Source organism: Bacillus cereus (assembly GCF_002564555.1).
Classification (GTDB): Bacteria; Bacillota; Bacilli; order Bacillales; family Bacillaceae_G; genus Bacillus_A; species Bacillus_A cereus_K.
Map to the genome: position 1 here is coordinate 19,814 of NZ_NUVD01000017.1, position 14,401 is coordinate 34,214.

The following is a 14,401-nucleotide window of genomic DNA, read 5'->3' on the forward strand; positions in this document are numbered from 1 at the left end:
TGGAGGTGGTTACTGATGCTCGCTGGAAAACAGTTACTAGTAGAGGAACTCTCTTCAGACTTGCGGGATGAATTAAATGATTTGAAAAAGAAAGGAGAGGTCGTATGTGTACAAGGCATAAAAAAGAAGGCTTCTAAATATATGTGTCAGCGCTGTGGAAATATAGTGCAGCGACTATTTGCATCATTTTTATGTAAAAGGTGCAGGAAAGTATGCACATATTGCCGGAAGTGTATAACGATGGGAAGAGTCAGTGAATGTGCTGTACTTGTTCGCGGTATTACTGAAAGAAAAGGAGAAAGTGATTTAAATCCATTACAGTGGAAAGGCAATTTGTCTACTGGTCAGGAGTTGGCGGCACAAGGTGTTGTGGAAGCAGTTAAGCAGAAAGAGTCGTTTTTTATTTGGGCTGTGTGCGGGGCTGGAAAGACAGAAATGTTATTTTACGGTATTAAAGAGGCACTTCAAAAAGGAGAAAGAGTTTGTATTGCAACGCCTAGGACGGATGTTGTACTGGAATTAGCACCGAGATTGCAAGAAGTGTTTCCATATACAAATGTAGCTGCTTTATATGGAGGTAGTATAGATAAGGAAAAAGATGCAGCGCTAGTCGTTGCAACTACTCATCAACTGTTACGTTACTATAGGGCGTTCCATGTCATGGTTGTCGATGAGGTAGATGCCTTTCCGTACCATGCTGATAAGATGTTACAACATGCAGCGAAACAAGCAATGAAAGAGAAAGCGGCACGTATTTATTTAACTGCAACTCCGGATGAAAAGTGGAAACGTAATCTCAGAAAGGGCAAGGAAAAAGGTGTCATTATCTCTGGACGATATCACCGTCATCCGCTGCCAGTTCCTCTATTTTGTTGGTGCGGAAATTGGAAAAAAGTCCTCATTCATAAAAGAATTCCTCGGGTTTTACTACAATGGTTAAAAATATACTTAAATAAAAAGTATCCTATTTTTTTATTTGTTCCCCATGTGCGATATGTAGAAGAACTGATCCTGTTATTGAAATCGTTAGATGATAGAGTCGACGGTGTACATGCAGAAGATCCGATGAGAAAGGAGAAAGTGGCTGCTTTCAGGAAGGGAGAAATTCCTTTGCTAGTTACAACAACGATTTTAGAGAGAGGAGTAACGGTGAAAAATTTACAAGTGGCAGTTTTAGGAGCGGAAGAGGAAATATTTTCAGAGAGTGCTCTTGTGCAAATTGCAGGCCGAGTAGGGCGGAGTTTTGAAGAACCGCATGGTGAGGTCATTTATTTTCATTATGGTAAGACAGAGTCGATGGTACGGGCGAAAAAGCATATTCAAAGTATGAACAAAAATGCTAAAGAACAAGGATTGATCGATTAATGCATTGCTTACTTTGTGATGAGGTTATTTCTTGCACGATTAGTTGGTACAGCTTTCTTGTTAAGGTTCAAAAAAAGTATATATGTGATAGGTGCGAGCAAAAGATTTCCTATATTATAGGAGAGATTTGTAGAGAGTGTGGTCGACCTTTAGACTCCTTGCCTGCTGAATATAAAGAAAGTGACATTTGTATGGATTGTGTAAGGTGGATGAATAAGGAGGGATATCGATCTTTTACAAATCGTTCGTTATACATGTACGATGATGAGATGAAAGGAATACTAGCACAGTTTAAGTTTCGTGGCGATGCTGAGTTAGTTCATATGTTTTATCAGCCCTTTCGCAGTCTTTTTCAAAAGTATTTTACACATGTTTCAGTTGTTATGGCTGTTCCGCTTAGTAGGGAACGGGAATATGAGCGCGGTTTTAATCAAGCAGAGTTATTGGTAGCTTGTTTACCTGTTAGCGTGTTTAATACATCATTGAGCAGAATAGAAACGGAAAAGCAAAGTAAGAAAACACGTGAAGAAAGAGTATCAGGAAGTAATCCTTTTTATTTTCAGGGAGAAGAGATGTTTCATGGGCAGCATGTTTTACTTGTTGACGATGTGTATACGACAGGCATTACAGTTAGGCAAATTGGAAGTCTTTTATACGAAAGAGGAGCAAGGGAAGTTTCTAGTTTGACGCTCTGTAGAAGTTAATCTGTAACTGTCGAAAGGGATAATAAAAAGACGATAAGTCTTCTTTGACTTCATATCTTGTCATTCGTTATAGTCAAAATATGGGGCAGATGCCCTGATTTTTAGAGTGAAGGGAATGGAATGAATATGCAAGGAAGAGTAAAATGGTTCAATGCAGAAAAGGGATTTGGGTTTATTGAGCGCGAAGATGGTAATGATGTGTTTGTTCATTTTTCTGCTATTCAACAAGATGGATATAAGTCATTAGAAGAAGGACAACAAGTAGAGTTTGACATTGTAGATGGAGCACGTGGACCACAAGCGGCTAATGTTGTAAAGTTGTAAGGATATTGTTTTTGGGAAGAGAGAGCTGCGTTTGTGGCACCGTTATATATATGTAGTAGAACCCCTTGTTTTTTTGCAAGGGGTTTTTTGTTATATGTTGAGTTGTCAAAAAGTTGTTTCTTTTCTGTAACGAATTGTCCACAGTTATATTCGTTATTCACGATGTTAATAGGATAAAATAAAGATAGAAACGATGCATCTTTTCATTTCAACAAAAAACGATAAAAAAATCGCAATTCCACTAATTTTTTTAAAAAAGTTAGAAGGAGTTTTTAAGCCAGTGTCGAAATTATAGTACATAGGCTTGAAAGGAGGAATTCATCTATGAAATTCAACATTCGTGGTGAAAATATTGAAGTAACTCCAGCATTAAAGGAATATGTAGAGAAAAAACTAAGTAAGTTAGAGCGTTATTTTGATACATTCCCAGAGATTAAGGTTAATTTAAAAGTATACTCTGACAAGCAACGTATCGAGGTAACAATTCCGTTTACTGATTTATTACTTCGTGCAGAAGAAAATAATAGCGATATGTACGCTGCTATCGATTTAGTAGTTGATAAAATTGAGCGACAAATTCGTAAACATAAAACAAAAGTAAATCGTAAACTACGTGAGAAAGGTTCTGTGAAAACAAACTTTATCCTTCCAGAAGCAGTAGCTGTTCTGGATGAGGTAGAAGAGGATGAATTAGAACTTGTACGTACAAAACGATTCGATCTAAAACCGATGGACGTTGAAGAAGCGATCTTACAAATGGATATGCTAGGACATAGTTTCTTCGTCTTCACAAATGCTGATACAAATGAAACTAATGTTGTATATGGCCGTAAAGATGGGAAATATGGTTTAATCGAAACTAAATAATAATTCGAAAGCGCAGCCGAATGAGGCTGCGCTTTTTTATATATTTTTGTATTTTATGATGAGATTTAGAAGTCATGTCTCGTTACTGTCAATTGTATTACAATTCCGAAAGGATCTCGAACAATGGCGTAACCCGGGCTGAATGAGTTTTTTTCAAAAGGTGTTAAAATATGAACTTCTTCATGTTTAATTAGATTATGATAGAGTGCTTCAATGGCTTGGAAATCTTTAGATTGAATACATAAAGATGAGCTATTACTTAATTGCCAAGGGCGTGTGGAATCAACTGCCTGCTCCGCAATCATAATTTTATTAGTGCCAATTTGTAAAACGGAATGGGTAATATAATGTTCTTGGCTTTCTTCGTAGGTGAAATTTGGATCTATTTCTTTCATCTCTTTATAATTCTTTTTAAATAAAACTTTTGCACCTAAATGTTGTTCGTAAAATGCAATTGCTTTGGCACCTTGCCCGTTTAATGATAAAAAAGGGATTACTTCAAAATTCATTGTATTGCCTCCTTCATATATGTTTACACTTATTACTATACAAATATAAGGTGCCAATGTATGACACCCATAGGGAGAGTTTATGAAAAAAGTTGAACGTTTAAATCAGATGCTGCGTTTTATCAATCAAAAACAAATATTCACATTGAAAGATTTAATGAATGAGTTTCAAATTTCGAAAAGGACGGCGTTACGTGATATTACATCATTAGAAGAAATGGGTGCCCCTCTTTTTGCGGAATATGGTCGGTATGGAGGATACCGTTTAATAAAATCGATGGCATTACCGCCAATTTCGTTTACAAACCATGAAGTTTTTGCACTTTATTTTGCAATGCAAGCTTTAAAAAGCTTTGTGAGTAGTCCCTTTCAAGTATCGTTTCATTCCATTAATAAGAAATTTTTAGACAGTGTCTCGCCAAAACAGCGCGAGCAAATTGAAAACTTGCAAAAGAGAGTTGCTTTTTATCATTTGGAACAGGCACATGAATGTAGCTATCTAGAAGAACTTTTATTAGCAGCTGTTCAAAATAAGGCATTAAATATAAATTATGTTACGCCGAAGCAAACGACAATGCGCCGTATTCAGCCGATTTCGATTTATGCAATGAAAGGATATTGGTATTGCCAAGCTTACGATTTAGACAAAACAGCGTATCGGGTATTTCGCGGTGATCGTATTAAGTCGTTAGAGGTGGTAGATGTTGAGGATAGTATGGATTTGAAAAATGTAAATATACATAACGCACATAGTCTTTGGAAGGAGACTGAACAAGCTATCCATTTTAAATGCTCGATTACTGCAAGGGGGATAGAGGTATTTAAGCAGCAACAATATCCTTCGATGAAGTTATGGGAAGAATATGGAGATACATATTTAGTAGGAACGTATGAGCCTGCGGAAATCAACTTTATTATTTCGTATTTGGCTAGCTTTGGTAAAACTATAAAAATAATTGAGCCATCCTCTTTAAAAGAGAACTTGAAAGAGTATTACTTAGATTTAATACGAAATTTGTAATCTGGAATAGAAAGAGAAAAGAAATATTAGTGTGTTGGAATAAGTGAAATAAAAACTTTTTCTGAATATAAGGCTAGACATTCTGCCGATTGTTGTCATAGTTATAAGACAAGTGTTACAATTATAATCAGGTATATACATTTTAGTTTTTTTAATTAGGAGAAAAATTGGCATAACATACATTTGATTTTTATAACGACTGATTGTAAAGAGAAAAAGAAAAGCAATCGGAAGTTTTATTTTAATAAAAAGAGGAGCGTATTTCCTATGATCGGTATTTTAAAAAAGGTGTTTGATGTAAATCAACGCCAAATTAAACGTATGCAGAAGACAGTTGAGCAAATTGATGCATTAGAATCATCTATTAAGCCGCTAACTGATGAACAATTAAAAGGAAAGACGCTTGAATTTAAAGAACGTCTAACAAAAGGTGAGACGGTAGATGATCTACTTCCTGAAGCTTTTGCAGTTGTTCGCGAAGCTGCGACTCGTGTTCTTGGAATGCGTCCGTACGGAGTACAGTTAATGGGTGGTATTGCCTTACATGAAGGTAATATTTCTGAGATGAAAACGGGTGAAGGTAAAACGTTAACATCGACATTACCTGTATACTTAAATGCTTTAACAGGAAAAGGTGTTCACGTTGTTACAGTCAATGAATACTTAGCACAACGTGATGCGAGCGAAATGGGACAACTTCATGAGTTCCTGGGCTTAACGGTAGGAATTAACTTAAATCATATGTCGCGCGAAGAGAAACAAGCTGCTTATGCTGCTGATATTACGTATAGCACAAATAATGAGCTTGGATTCGATTACTTACGTGACAACATGGTTTTATATAAAGAGCAGCGCGTTCAACGTCCACTTCATTTTGCTATTATCGATGAAGTCGATTCTATTTTAGTCGATGAAGCACGTACGCCGCTTATTATTTCTGGACAAGCTCAAAAGTCAGCAGAGCTATATATGTTTGCGAATGCATTTGTTCGTACGTTAGAAAATGAAAAAGAGTATACATTTGATGTGAAGACGAAAAATGTAATGTTAACAGAAGATGGTATTACGAAAGCTGAGAAAGCTTTCCACATTGAAAATTTATTCGATTTAAAACATGTAGCACTTCTTCACCATATTAATCAGGCACTTCGTGCGCACGTTGTTATGCACCTTGATACAGATTATGTTGTACAAGAAGGCGAAATCGTAATTGTAGACCAATTCACTGGTCGTCTTATGAAAGGTCGTCGTTATAGCGAAGGTTTACACCAAGCTATTGAAGCAAAAGAAGGCGTAGAAATTCAAAATGAAAGTATGACGCTTGCAACAATTACGTTCCAGAACTACTTCCGTATGTACGAAAAGTTATCTGGTATGACTGGTACAGCGAAAACGGAAGAAGAAGAATTCCGTAGTATTTACAATATGAATGTTATCGTAATTCCAACGAATAAAGATATTATTCGTGATGACCGTGCTGATTTAATCTTCAAATCAATGGAAGGTAAATTCAATGCAGTTGTTGAGGATATTGTAAACCGTCATAAACAAGGGCAACCTATTCTTGTTGGTACAGTTGCAATTGAAACGTCAGAGCTTATTTCAAAAATGTTAACACGTAAAGGTGTACGTCATAACATCTTAAACGCGAAAAACCATGCGCGTGAAGCAGATATCATTGCGGAAGCTGGTATGAAAGGTGCTGTAACGATTGCGACGAATATGGCTGGTCGTGGTACGGATATTAAACTTGGAGACGATATTAGAAACGTTGGTCTAGCAGTTATCGGTACAGAACGTCACGAAAGCCGTCGTATTGATAATCAGTTACGTGGTCGTGCTGGTCGTCAAGGGGACCCTGGTGTTACGCAGTTCTACTTATCAATGGAAGATGAATTAATGCGCCGATTTGGTTCTGACAATATGAAATCAATGATGGATCGCCTTGGTATGGATGATTCTCAGCCAATCGAAAGTAAAATGGTTTCTCGTGCAGTAGAATCTGCGCAAAAACGTGTAGAAGGAAATAACTATGATGCGCGTAAGCAGTTACTACAGTACGATGATGTACTTCGTCAGCAACGTGAAGTTATTTATAAACAGCGTCAAGAAGTAATGGAGTCTGAGAACTTACGCAGCATTATTGAAGGTATGATGAAATCTACGATAGAACGTGCTGTTGCACTTCATACGCAAGAAGAAATCGAAGAAGATTGGAACATTAAAGGTCTTGTCGATTACTTAAATACAAACCTTCTGCAAGAAGGAGATGTAAAAGAAGAAGAGTTACGTCGCCTTGCTCCAGAAGAAATGAGCGAATCAATCATCGCGAAATTATTAGAGCGTTATAATGAAAGAGAAAAACTTCTACCTGAAGAGCAGACGCGTGAATTCGAAAAGGTTGTTGTATTCCGTGTTGTAGATACGAAATGGACAGAGCATATTGATGCGATGGATCACCTTCGTGAAGGTATTCATTTACGTGCTTACGGTCAAATCGATCCACTTCGTGAGTATCAAATGGAAGGTTTCGCAATGTTCGAGTCGATGATTGCTTCTATTGAAGAGGAAATCTCTCGTTACATTATGAAAGCTGAAATTGAACAAAACCTAGAGCGTCAAGAAGTTGTTCAAGGTGAAGCTGTTCATCCATCTAGTGATGGCGAAGAAGCGAAGAAAAAGCCAGTTGTAAAAGGTGACCAAATGGGTCGCAACGATTTATGTAAATGTGGTAGTGGTAAAAAATATAAAAACTGCTGTGGTATTGGGAAGTAATACGAACCGGTAGTTCAGACCGTTTTGCAAACTTTTATATCAAAAATATATAATGAAAAGGATTAAACTCTCTCCGTAATAAGTGGAGAGAGTTTCCCTTGTTTTCATACGAAAGTAACAGCAATTACATAGAGGTGAAGGAAATGGAATTAGTAGAAATTAGACAAGAATTAGAGAAAATGGCTAAGAGATTAGCGGCTTTTAGGGGGTCTCTTTGACCTTCCTACTAAGGAGAAACAAATTGCAGAATTAGAAGAAACAATGATGGGCGCGGGATTTTGGGATGACCAACAAGGCGCTCAATCTGTAATTAACGAAGCAAATGCGTTAAAAGATATGGTTGGAAAGTTCCGTCAGCTAGATGAGACGTTTGAAAACTTAGAAGTAACGCATGAACTGTTAAAAGAAGAGTATGATGAAGATTTGCATGAGGAATTAGAATCAGAAGTAAAAGGTTTAATTCAAGAAATGAATGAATATGAGCTTCAGTTACTATTAAGTGATCCTTATGATAAAAATAATGCGATTTTAGAATTACACCCAGGTGCAGGTGGAACAGAGTCACAAGACTGGGGTTCTATGTTATTACGTATGTATACACGCTGGGCTGAAAAGCGTGGATTTAAAGTAGAAACGGTTGATTACTTACCGGGTGACGAAGCAGGTATTAAGAGTGTTACTTTATTAATTAAAGGTCATAACGCTTATGGTTACTTAAAAGCTGAGAAGGGTGTACACCGTCTTGTACGTATTTCACCATTCGATTCTTCAGGCCGTCGTCATACATCGTTTGTTTCTTGTGAAGTTGTACCTGAGTTCAATGATGAAGTTGAAATTGAAGTGCGTACAGAAGACTTGAAAATTGATACGTACCGTGCAAGTGGAGCTGGTGGGCAGCACGTTAATACGACAGATTCAGCAGTTCGTATTACGCATACACCGACAAATACGGTTGTAACATGTCAGTCAGAACGTTCTCAAATTAAAAACCGTGAGCATGCGATGAAAATGTTAAAAGCGAAACTGTACCAAAAGAAATTAGAAGAACAACAAGCGCAATTAGATGAGATTCGCGGAGAGCAAAAAGAAATTGGATGGGGTAGCCAAATCCGTTCTTACGTATTCCACCCGTATTCTCTTGTAAAAGATCACCGTACAAATACAGAGGTTGGTAACGTACAAGCTGTTATGGATGGAGAAATTGATCCGTTTATTGATGCGTATTTACGTTCTCGTATTTAATGTAAAAAAAGCCAACAGAATTGTTGGCTCATGCTGAGGAAATAGAGGATATACAGCATTTGATTTTATTTATATGGATGAAGTAAAGAGGAAGAGAAGTTGGAAACAACAACTTCTCTTTTTGATGGAATTATATGTAGAATACAATGCTGTACATTGTTTTGTAAAAAGTAGAGAATAGTAAAATAGAGCGGTAATAGAGTAGGGATTTATATAGAGATGTTCTAATTTGTTTTTTAGAAAAAGGTTCTTTATAGAAATTTCTAAGGTGTTCACAGAATTGAAACAAATTATGAAAGCTTTATTTTATCAGGGTTCTCACTACATTTATGAAAAATATGAAGTATACCTTGGTTTTTCTATATAAAGATAATGCTTATAATGAAAAATGAGTGTGTTAGGAATGAAAAGAATATCAACAATGGGGAGCGATAGAAGTGAAAAAGAAATTGTTGGCTATTGCGTTAGGGACATCAGTCGTTTTTGCTTTAGGAGCGTGCGGAAATAAAGAAGAGAGTAATTCTTCGAAACAATCTGCAAGCACAGATAGCGCAGAACAAATTTTCCAAAGAAGTTGTGCTGGATGTCACGCGACAGATTTATCGGGGGCAACTGGACCTGATTTAAGAAAAGTTGGCGGTAAGTACGATGCTGCAGATATCGAAGAAATTATTAAAAAAGGCCGCGGTTCAATGTCACCAGGACTTATTCAAGGTGAAGACGCGAAAAAAGTAGCTGAATGGTTAGCTGAACATAAATAAGAAAATGTTTAATAAACGAGCTGAGTGTATAATTTGCCCGAAAAGCTTTTCGGGTTAATAAATTACAGCAGCTCGTTTCTCTTTTGGGGGGATGTAACATAACTGTAACAAAACTGTATCCGAATTGGAAACCGATTGATGTTACAATGGGGTTTGTAGAATTTTGATGAAATATATTACATAGAGCAGCGTTGCTAATAAAAGGCATGTAAGGAAGCTGCCTTCAACAAGAATGGTGAACAGAGAATAAAAGTTTTTGTTTTATTTTCAAATGTACAGTAAAGTATTTCGAAAAAAAATCATTAAGTATTGGGTGATAAATAATGATAAAAATGACGAATGTTTATAAGGAGTACCCGAATGGTATGAAAGCCATTGCTGGTCTCACAGTTAACATTAAACAAGGTGAATTCGTATACGTAGTTGGACCGAGTGGAGCCGGAAAATCTACATTTATTAAAATGATGTATCGTGAAGAGAAACCATCTACAGGATCAATTAATGTAAATGGACTTGTAATTGAAACATTAGCAGAAAGAGATGTTCCGTATTTTCGTCGTCAATTAGGCGTGATTTTCCAAGATTTTAAATTGCTACCTAAATTAACGGTATATGAGAATGTTGCGTTTGCTTTAGAAGTAATTGAAGAAGAGAAGGAAGCGATTCGTGAGCGTGTTACGGAAGTATTAGGTCTTGTAGGCCTTGAAGATCGTGCAGATGCACTTCCAGGTGAACTTTCGGGCGGAGAGCAACAACGTGTGGCGATTGCCAGAGCGATTGTAAATAGACCAAAGGTTGTAATTGCCGATGAGCCAACAGGTAACTTAGATATTGAAACGGCTCTTGATATTATGAAGATTTTTACGCGCATTAATGAGCGCGGTACAACGATTGTTATGGCGACACATAACTCAGATATCGTAAATACAATTCGTCATCGTGTAATCGCGATTGAAGGCGGAAAAATTGTTCGAGACGAGATTGAGGGAGGATACGGATATGAAGACTAAAACCCTTAGTCGACATTTGCGAGAAGGTGTAAAGAATCTATCCCGTAATGGATGGATGACGTTTGCTTCTGTTAGTGCAGTAACGGTTACATTATTACTTGTAGGTGTCTTTTTAACGGCGATTATGAATATGAACCATTTTGCGACGAAAGTAGAGCAAGATGTGGAAATTCGTGTGCATATTGATCCAGCAGCAAAAGAAGCTGATCAAAAGAAATTAGAAGATGATATGAGTAAGATTGCAAAAGTAGATTCAATTAAATATTCTTCTAAAGAAGAAGAGTTGAAACGTTTAATTAAAAGTTTAGGTGATAGTGGAAAAACGTTCGAGTTATTCGAGCAAGATAACCCACTGAAAGACGTATTCGTTGTAAAGGCGAAAGAACCAACAGATACAGCGGCAATCGCGAAGAAGATTGAGAAGATGCAGTTTGTAAGTAATGTTCAATACGGCAAAGGTCAAGTTGAAAAATTATTTGATACTGTAAAAACTGGTCGTAACATCGGGATTCTATTAATTGCGGGTCTTCTATTCACAGCGATGTTCTTAATCTCTAACACAATTAAAATTACAATTTATGCTCGTAGTACTGAGATTGAAATTATGAAACTTGTTGGTGCAACAAACTGGTTTATTCGTTGGCCATTCTTGTTAGAAGGATTATTCCTAGGAGTATTAGGATCAATTATTCCAATTGGCATAATCTTAGTTATGTATAATTCATTGCAAGGTGTGTTTAATGAAAAACTTGGCGGAACAATTTTCGAGCTTCTACCATACAACCCATTCGTATTCCAATTAGCTGGTTTATTAGTGTTAATCGGTGCATTAATTGGTATGTGGGGAAGTGTAATGTCAATTCGTCGCTTCTTAAAAGTATAAAAAGTTGCAAACATAATTCGTACAAGCTTATCATATAGTAGAAATAGGTAAAGGCATCACACACTGTGTGATGCCTTTTGCTACACCACCTGTGTGTTTTGGAAAGGGGAATTCCGCATTGAAACGTAGAGTTGCAATTATTGGAATGGTTGTTGCATTTTTAATTGGTGCTGGCGGAATGTTTGCAGGAATGTCTTTATTTGGGGTTAACCCAGCAGAAGTAACGCAAACAATTTCGAGTGGGAACGCTAGCACAACGCAAGGGAATTTGGCAAAAATTAATGAGGCGTATGCACTAATTGATTCACGTTATGTGGAAGACGTGAAAGACGACAAGTTAGTCGAAGGTGCAATACAAGGTATGTTGTCTACGCTGAAGGACCCTTATTCCACGTATATGGATAAAGAAACAGCCAAACAGTTTAGTGAATCGCTTGATCCTGAATTAGAGGGGATTGGGGCTGAGGTGAACAAGACGGACGGTAAGCTTATTATCGTATCGCCAATTAAAGGTTCACCAGCAGAAAAAATAGGGATTAAACCGAATGACCAAATTTTATCTGTAGATGGAAACAGTGTGAAAGACTTATCACGTGAAGAAGCCGTATTAAAAATTCGTGGTAAAAAGGGAACGACTGTCGCAATTGAAATTAAACGTGCAGGAGTGACTGATCCGATTGTATTTAAAATTAAGCGTGAAAAAATTCCGATCTTCACGGTATTTAGTTCTGTGAAACAAGAGAACGGAAAAGATATCGGTTATATGCAAATTACTTCTTTTGCTGAAAATACAGCGAAAGAATTTAAGGATCAGTTAAAAGAATTAGAGAAGAAAAACATACAAGGCTTAGTTATTGACGTGCGTGGTAATCCTGGTGGCTATTTAAATAGTGTAGAAGAAATACTAGGAGAGATCATGACAGATAAAAAGCCAATGTTACAAGTAGAGCAGCGCAATGGTGAGAAAAAGAAAATCTCTACAGAACTGAAAGAGAGAAAGCCATATCCAATTTCAGTGTTAATTGATAAAGGAAGTGCCTCTGCTTCGGAAATTTTAGCTGGCGCGCTGAAAGAAGGAGAAGGTTACGATTTAATTGGTGAAACAACGTTTGGTAAAGGAACTGTTCAGCAAGCTGTTCCATTTAAAGATGGTAGTAACATTAAATTAACGATGTTCAAATGGTTAACTCCAGATGGAAATTGGATTCATAAAAAAGGAATTAAGCCAACTGTAGAAGTGAAACAACCAGATTACTATCATGCGACGCCAATTCAAATTGAAAAAACACTTTCATACAATTCAAATGATGAGCAAGTAAAGCATGCACAAGAAATGCTAAAAAGCTTAGGATATGTACCGGGTCGTGAAGATGGATACTTTAGTAAAGAGACAGAATCAGCGGTGAAAGCATTCCAAAATGCGAATGAGATGGAAGCGACAGGACAGCTTGATAAAAAGACAGCTGAAGCAATCCAAAATAAAATCATTGAAAAAATCCGTTCTGGAGAAAATGATTTGCAATTACAATCAGCGTTAAAATTAATGGCAAAATAAGAAGAAATACAGGCATTTTATTGCCTGTATTTTTTTGTGTTAAACAAACGTTTGTCCAGTTATGATAAGATAAAAAGAAAGAATGATATAAATGGTGGTGAATGAGTTCGTGGAGGCATGGATTTTTGAAATAATGCGGGCAGTTGGACGTTTTTTCTTACACCCTGCTGTCTATGTATTTTTAATAAGTAGTATCTTCGTTGGATACTTACGTATATTACGAGAACGAAAAGATTTTTCTTTTAAAGTTTACGATATTTGGTTTGAATTACGAACATCTCTATTTGCAGGAATTGGATACGGATTAGTGGTATCTATTGTTACGATTGGACTTGGACTTGTTGTTTCTAAAGCGAGCTTATGGGCCATTTTACTTTGGACGTTACTATTTGGATTAACTGCTATGTATCGATATTTATCAGCAGCGTATACGTTTAGTATCGCGATCGTATGTGTTCTATTGTCTTCTAAGCTACCAATTTCCTTCTTACAGCTTGGAGAAGGCGAAGAGGGTACGATTGTATCTCTTGCTATTTTACTAGGCGTCATGCTTATTGTAGAGGGCTTATTGATTTCTAAAAACGCGGTGGGATATTCTACACCGAGGATTAGGAAGGGGAAACGTGGGCTAAAGATTGGTTTACACGAATCGAAGCGTTTATGGATTGTTCCGATTTTTATTCTTGTGCCGGGTGATGCGGTAACTCAGTTTATTTCATGGTGGCCTGTTGTTTCAATAGGTTCAAATACATATTCTCTATTCCTTGTTCCGTTTTTAATTGGATTTATGAGAAAGATTAGAAGTTATGAGCCGACGGAAGCTTTATTATTTACAGGAAGACGTGTTTATGGATTAGCTGGGCTTGTACTTGTTTTAGGGATCGCAAGTTATTGGTGGCACGTACTTGCTATTATCGCGATGGGAGTCGCAATGCTTGGACGTTTCACGATCTCGATGCAAGAAAAAATTGTAGATGAGACAAGACCAGCGTATTTTGCTGCACGTAATGATGGGCTTGTTGTGTTAGATACAATTCCAAATACAATTGGGGCTGAGCTAAACTTACTGCCTGGAGAAGTTATTACGAAAGTAAATGGAGTCGTTCCAAGAAGCGCCGAGGAATTTTATGATGCGCTTCAAACGAAGACAACAGGAGCGTTTTGTAAATTAGAAGTAGTAGATACAAATGGTGAGCTTCGTCTTGCTCAAACTGCATTATATGCTGGGGGACATCACGAATTAGGTGTTGTATTCGTTCAGCAGGAACATGAGTGGGATTCGGAAGCGATGTAAATAGAAGTGAGGGTGTCACCACTAGGTGACACCCTTTTTGGTTTTGGTGGATTGGCGGCAGTAAATGAAATCTATATCGATTTTCTAGTAA

At 37.1% G+C, this 14,401-nt stretch carries 13 protein-coding genes; 12 read left to right on the forward strand and 1 reads right to left on the reverse strand.

The features are described from left to right. Positions 1-15 precede the first annotated feature (15 nt). From comFA to hpf, 4 genes are all read left to right on the forward strand, one after another. Positions 16-1,365, forward strand: a complete 1,350-nt coding sequence (gene comFA / locus COI75_RS09005; protein ID WP_098448326.1) for an ATP-dependent helicase ComFA — start codon at positions 16-18, stop codon at positions 1,363-1,365. Next, positions 1,365-2,069: a ComF family protein gene (locus COI75_RS09010; protein ID WP_002097038.1), complete on the forward strand. Its 705-nt coding sequence runs from the start codon at positions 1,365-1,367 to the stop codon at positions 2,067-2,069. The genes comFA and COI75_RS09010 overlap by 1 nt, the downstream gene beginning before the upstream one ends. Before the next feature lie 126 nt (positions 2,070-2,195). Continuing rightward, positions 2,196-2,393 carry a cold shock protein CspC gene (cspC, locus tag COI75_RS09015; RefSeq protein ID WP_033657108.1) on the forward strand — a complete coding sequence of 66 codons (198 nt, stop codon included), beginning with the start codon at positions 2,196-2,198 and terminating at the stop codon, positions 2,391-2,393. 324 nt (positions 2,394-2,717) lie between these two features. Then, positions 2,718-3,260, forward strand: coding sequence for a ribosome hibernation-promoting factor, HPF/YfiA family (hpf, locus tag COI75_RS09020; RefSeq protein ID WP_000671181.1), 543 nt, complete (start codon positions 2,718-2,720; stop codon positions 3,258-3,260). Positions 3,261-3,325: 65 nt separating this feature from the next. Here hpf and COI75_RS09025 read toward each other — a convergent pair whose 3' ends face one another. Continuing rightward, positions 3,326-3,769, reverse strand: coding sequence for a VOC family protein (locus tag COI75_RS09025; protein WP_001008699.1), 444 nt, complete (start codon positions 3,767-3,769; stop codon positions 3,326-3,328). Positions 3,770-3,851: 82 nt separating this feature from the next. Between COI75_RS09025 and COI75_RS09030 the strand changes: the two genes are divergently transcribed. The 8 genes from COI75_RS09030 (at position 3,852) to COI75_RS09070 (ending at position 14,310) form a co-directional block, all read left to right on the forward strand. Continuing rightward, positions 3,852-4,790 carry a helix-turn-helix transcriptional regulator gene (locus COI75_RS09030; protein ID WP_000755075.1) on the forward strand — a complete coding sequence of 313 codons (939 nt, stop codon included), beginning with the start codon at positions 3,852-3,854 and terminating at the stop codon, positions 4,788-4,790. A gap of 267 nt (positions 4,791-5,057) precedes the next feature. Next, entirely contained in the window at positions 5,058-7,565 is a 2,508-nt protein-coding gene (secA, locus tag COI75_RS09035) for a preprotein translocase subunit SecA (protein WP_000579376.1), read from the forward strand. Positions 7,566-7,708: 143 nt separating this feature from the next. After that, positions 7,709-8,807, forward strand: a protein-coding gene (gene prfB / locus COI75_RS09040) for a peptide chain release factor 2 (protein ID WP_097807495.1) whose coding sequence is annotated in 2 segments (ribosomal slippage) — positions 7,709-7,780 and positions 7,782-8,807 — 1,098 coding nt in all. Because the reading frame shifts where the segments join, the coding sequence is not laid out codon by codon here. 437 nt (positions 8,808-9,244) lie between these two features. Next, positions 9,245-9,568 (forward strand): cytochrome c551, encoded by a 324-nt coding sequence (gene cccB, locus COI75_RS09045; RefSeq protein WP_000727974.1) that lies wholly within the window; start codon positions 9,245-9,247, stop codon positions 9,566-9,568. Between the two features lie 323 nt (positions 9,569-9,891). After that, positions 9,892-10,578: a cell division ATP-binding protein FtsE gene (gene ftsE, locus COI75_RS09055; protein WP_000594324.1), complete on the forward strand. Its 687-nt coding sequence runs from the start codon at positions 9,892-9,894 to the stop codon at positions 10,576-10,578. Further along, the gene (gene ftsX, locus COI75_RS09060) at positions 10,568-11,461 is read left to right on the forward strand and encodes a permease-like cell division protein FtsX (protein WP_000853148.1); all 894 of its coding nucleotides are present in this window, start codon (positions 10,568-10,570) and stop codon (positions 11,459-11,461) included. Before ftsE ends, ftsX begins: the two co-directional genes overlap by 11 nt. A 118-nt stretch (positions 11,462-11,579) precedes the next feature. Further along, complete coding sequence (locus COI75_RS09065) at positions 11,580-13,016, forward strand: S41 family peptidase (RefSeq protein WP_000830302.1); 1,437 nt, start codon at positions 11,580-11,582, stop codon at positions 13,014-13,016. 109 nt (positions 13,017-13,125) lie between these two features. Beyond that, the gene (locus COI75_RS09070; RefSeq protein WP_000388626.1) at positions 13,126-14,310 is read left to right on the forward strand and encodes a PDZ domain-containing protein; all 1,185 of its coding nucleotides are present in this window, start codon (positions 13,126-13,128) and stop codon (positions 14,308-14,310) included. Positions 14,311-14,401 lie beyond the last annotated feature (91 nt).

Coding starts and splice junctions, on each gene's coding strand:
- ftsE (WP_000594324.1), top strand. CDS start 9,892: ATGATAAAAATGACGAATGTTTATAAGGAGTACCCGAATGGTATGAAA.
- COI75_RS09025 (WP_001008699.1), bottom strand. CDS start 3,769: ATGAATTTTGAAGTAATCCCTTTTTTATCATTAAACGGGCAAGGTGCC.
- COI75_RS09010 (WP_002097038.1), top strand. CDS start 1,365: ATGCATTGCTTACTTTGTGATGAGGTTATTTCTTGCACGATTAGTTGG.
- secA (WP_000579376.1), top strand. CDS start 5,058: ATGATCGGTATTTTAAAAAAGGTGTTTGATGTAAATCAACGCCAAATT.
- cspC (WP_033657108.1), top strand. CDS start 2,196: ATGCAAGGAAGAGTAAAATGGTTCAATGCAGAAAAGGGATTTGGGTTT.
- COI75_RS09030 (WP_000755075.1), top strand. CDS start 3,852: ATGAAAAAAGTTGAACGTTTAAATCAGATGCTGCGTTTTATCAATCAA.
- ftsX (WP_000853148.1), top strand. CDS start 10,568: ATGAAGACTAAAACCCTTAGTCGACATTTGCGAGAAGGTGTAAAGAAT.
- comFA (WP_098448326.1), top strand. CDS start 16: ATGCTCGCTGGAAAACAGTTACTAGTAGAGGAACTCTCTTCAGACTTG.
- hpf (WP_000671181.1), top strand. CDS start 2,718: ATGAAATTCAACATTCGTGGTGAAAATATTGAAGTAACTCCAGCATTA.